This is a genomic window from Martelella sp. (assembly GCF_984369615.1).
The window spans coordinates 1-2,910 of the sequence record NZ_CFHTCS010000462.1 but is presented as its reverse complement, the minus strand read 5'-3'; the positions used below and the strand labels follow the sequence as shown (position 1 = coordinate 2,910).

The window sequence follows — 2,910 nt, the reverse complement described above, 5'->3', positions numbered from 1 at the left end:
AAGTGCGCGCTGAGACGGCCAAAGTCGTTTGGCCTTCCCGGCGCGAAACTGTGATCTCGACTCTCATGGTCATGGTGATGGTTGTCGTGGCAGCGTTCTTCTTCTTCGCGGCTGATCAGCTGATGAGCCTGGCGATGAATTTCGTCCTCAATCTCGGCGCCTGATCGGGAAAAGGGGAGAAGCACTATGGCGATGCGCTGGTATATTGTTCATGCCTATTCCAACTTCGAGAAGAAGGTGGCCGAGGCAATCGAGGAGAAGGCCAAGCAGAAGGGCCTCGATCATTTCTTCGATCGTATCCTCGTTCCGACCGAAAAGGTCGTTGAAGTCCGTCGCGGCCGCAAGGTCGATTCGGAACGCAAGTTCTTTCCCGGCTATGTTCTGGTGCGGGCGGACCTCAATGACGAGGTCTTCCACCTGATCAAGAACACGCCGCGGGTAACCGGTTTTCTCGGCAGCGACCAGAAGCCCGTTCCGATCCCGGACTCCGAGGCCGAGCACATTCTCGGTCAGGTCCAGGAGGGCGTCGAGCGCCCGAAGGCGACCGTATCCTTCGAGATCGGCGAGAATGTCCGCGTGTCCGACGGCCCGTTCGCGTCGTTCAACGGCGTCGTCCAGGATGTCGACGAGGAACGCGCCCGCCTGAAGGTCGAGGTTTCGATCTTCGGCCGCGCAACGCCGGTCGAGCTGGAATACGCCCAGGTCGAAAAAGTTTGAGCTTTTGCCCCTCGGGGCAATTTCGCGTGGAAGGGCAGGGCGCTTAGCCGGTGTCCATCAATCCCGCACCACGCAACCGCAGCCGCCGGCAGGTGCCGGCATGATGGGCCGGCCCGCCGGTCCGAGATGAGAAAGGCAGAGTAATGGCTAAGAAAGTTGCAGGCCAGCTCAAGTTGCAGGTCCCGGCAGGTTCGGCAAACCCGTCCCCGCCGATCGGTCCGGCGCTTGGTCAGCGCGGCATCAATATCATGGAATTCTGCAAGGCGTTCAATGCCGCCTCGCAGGAAATGGAAAAGGGCATGCCGATCCCGGTAATCATCACCTATTACCAGGACAAGTCCTTTACCTTCGTCATGAAGCAGCCCCCGGTCTCCTACTTCCTGAAGCGGGAAGCGAAGATCAAGTCGGGTTCCAAGACCCCGGGCAAGGCGAGCGCCGGTTCGATCTCTTCCGAGCAGGTCCGCAAGATCGCGGAAGCCAAGATGAGCGACCTGAACGCCGCCGATATCGAAGGCGCAATGCGCATGGTCGAGGGTTCTGCCCGCGCCATGGGCCTGGAAGTGACGGGTTGATTGCCATGACGAAGATTGCAAAGCGTATCCAGAAGACCCGCGAGGGCATCGACGTCAACAAGCTCTACCCGCTTTCCGAGGCCGTCCAGATGGTCAAGGAACGGGCTGTCGCCAAGTTCGACGAGTCCATCGAAATCGCGATGAACCTCGGCGTTGACCCGCGTCACGCCGACCAGATGGTTCGCGGCGTCGTCAACCTGCCGAACGGCACGGGCAAGAGCGTTCGCGTTGCCGTGTTCGCCCGCGGCCCGAAGGCTGATGAAGCCAGGGAAGCCGGTGCGGACATTGTCGGCGCGGAAGATCTCGTCGAGCAGGTCCAGGCCGGCAATATCGACTTCGATCGCTGCATCGCGACCCCGGACATGATGCCGCTCGTCGGCCGTCTCGGTAAGGTGCTTGGCCCCCGCGGCATGATGCCGAACCCGAAGGTTGGCACCGTGACGATGGACGTCAAGGCGGCCATCGAAGCCTCCAAGGGCGGCGCTGTCGAGTTTCGCGTCGAAAAGGCCGGCATCGTGCATGCCGGCGTCGGCAAGGCCTCGTTTGATGCCAGCGCGCTGGAAGAAAACATCCGCGCCTTCGCCGATGCCGTGGTCAAGGCAAAGCCGGCCGGCGCCAAGGGCAACTACGTCAAGCGCGTCGCGCTGTCGTCGACGATGGGCCCGGGCGTCAAGATCGACTTCTCGTCGGTCAACGCTTAAGTTTTGAGTTTCCGGAAGCGATTGCTTTCCGGTGAAAAGTTTCCGGGCTCCAGGGCCCGGAAAACAGCCGGGACGAAAATCCCGGTTTCCTGTCCGAGATTGCAGGTGGGCAACCTTAATTCAATGCCTGCATGAGACGGGTGAGACCCAATTTTACCGCTGGCGGTCAAGCCTACCGCGGTTTAGTTCGGTTCGAACCTGGTGTGCCTAGGTGCTTGAGAAATCGCGCGCCGAAGGGGGCAGGATCCTCGAGCGTCGCTTGGGATCTTGGGTCAAATCAAGTCCCTTGCGGCAAAGGCAACCGACAGGTCCGTCAATGGTCCTGTCAACTGGAGATAGGCAGTGGAAAGAGCGGAAAAACGCGAATTCGTCACGGAACTGAACGAAGTCTTCAAGGCTTCCGGTTCGGTTGTCGTGGCCCACTATGCCGGTGTCACCGTCGCGCAGATGAACGATTTTCGTTCGAAGATGCGTCAAGCGGGCGGCACTGTCAAAGTCGCGAAGAACCGCCTGGCCAGGATTGCCCTTCAGGGTACGGAGTCCGAGGGAATGGCTGACCTGTTCACAGGTCAGACGCTCATCGCTTATTGCGATGACCCGGTGACGGCTCCGAAGGTCTGCATGGATTTCGCCAAGACCAACGACAAGCTCGTTGTCATCGGCGGCGCCATGGGGGCAACCGTGCTCGATGCCGAGGGCGTCAAGTCGCTTGCGACGATGCCTTCGCTGGACGAGCTGCGTGCGAAGCTGGTTGGTATGATCCAGACCCCGGCAACGCGTATCGCGACGATTGCTTCTGCACCGGCAAGCCAGCTTGCCCGCGTGCTCAACGCCTACGCCACGAAGGACGAAGCCGCTTGAGGCGGTTTTTCGCTGTTTATGAAATTTCGACCCAGTTCGAACCAAACACACTGAAGGAA

5 protein-coding genes are annotated in these 2,910 nt (G+C 60.1%); all 5 read left to right on the top strand.

All coding sequences use genetic code 11. The features are described from left to right. The first annotated feature begins 2 nt into the window (after positions 1-2). The gene (secE, locus tag AC5DC2_RS22215) at positions 3-164 is read left to right on the top strand and encodes a preprotein translocase subunit SecE (protein WP_491700060.1); all 162 of its coding nucleotides are present in this window, start codon (positions 3-5) and stop codon (positions 162-164) included. A 22-nt stretch (positions 165-186) separates the two neighbouring features. After that, the gene (nusG, locus tag AC5DC2_RS22210) at positions 187-717 is read left to right on the top strand and encodes a transcription termination/antitermination protein NusG (RefSeq protein ID WP_024707355.1); all 531 of its coding nucleotides are present in this window, start codon (positions 187-189) and stop codon (positions 715-717) included. 143 nt (positions 718-860) lie between these two features. Then, positions 861-1,289, top strand: coding sequence for a 50S ribosomal protein L11 (rplK, locus tag AC5DC2_RS22205; protein ID WP_491700059.1), 429 nt, complete (start codon positions 861-863; stop codon positions 1,287-1,289). Positions 1,290-1,294: 5 nt separating this feature from the next. After that, a complete protein-coding gene (gene rplA, locus AC5DC2_RS22200; protein ID WP_491700058.1) occupies positions 1,295-1,990 on the top strand; it encodes a 50S ribosomal protein L1 in 696 nt (231 codons plus the stop codon). A 342-nt stretch (positions 1,991-2,332) separates the two neighbouring features. Then, on the top strand, positions 2,333-2,851 hold the full coding sequence (gene rplJ / locus AC5DC2_RS22195) for a 50S ribosomal protein L10 (protein WP_024707358.1): 519 nt from the start codon (positions 2,333-2,335) through the stop codon (positions 2,849-2,851). The last annotated feature ends 59 nt before the right edge of the window (positions 2,852-2,910 follow it).

Bases quoted from the DNA above. Each gene is read 5' to 3' on its own strand.
- rplK (WP_491700059.1), top strand. From the start codon at position 861: ATGGCTAAGAAAGTTGCAGGCCAGCTCAAGTTGCAGGTCCCGGCAGGT.
- nusG (WP_024707355.1), top strand. From the start codon at position 187: ATGGCGATGCGCTGGTATATTGTTCATGCCTATTCCAACTTCGAGAAG.
- rplA (WP_491700058.1), top strand. From the start codon at position 1,295: ATGACGAAGATTGCAAAGCGTATCCAGAAGACCCGCGAGGGCATCGAC.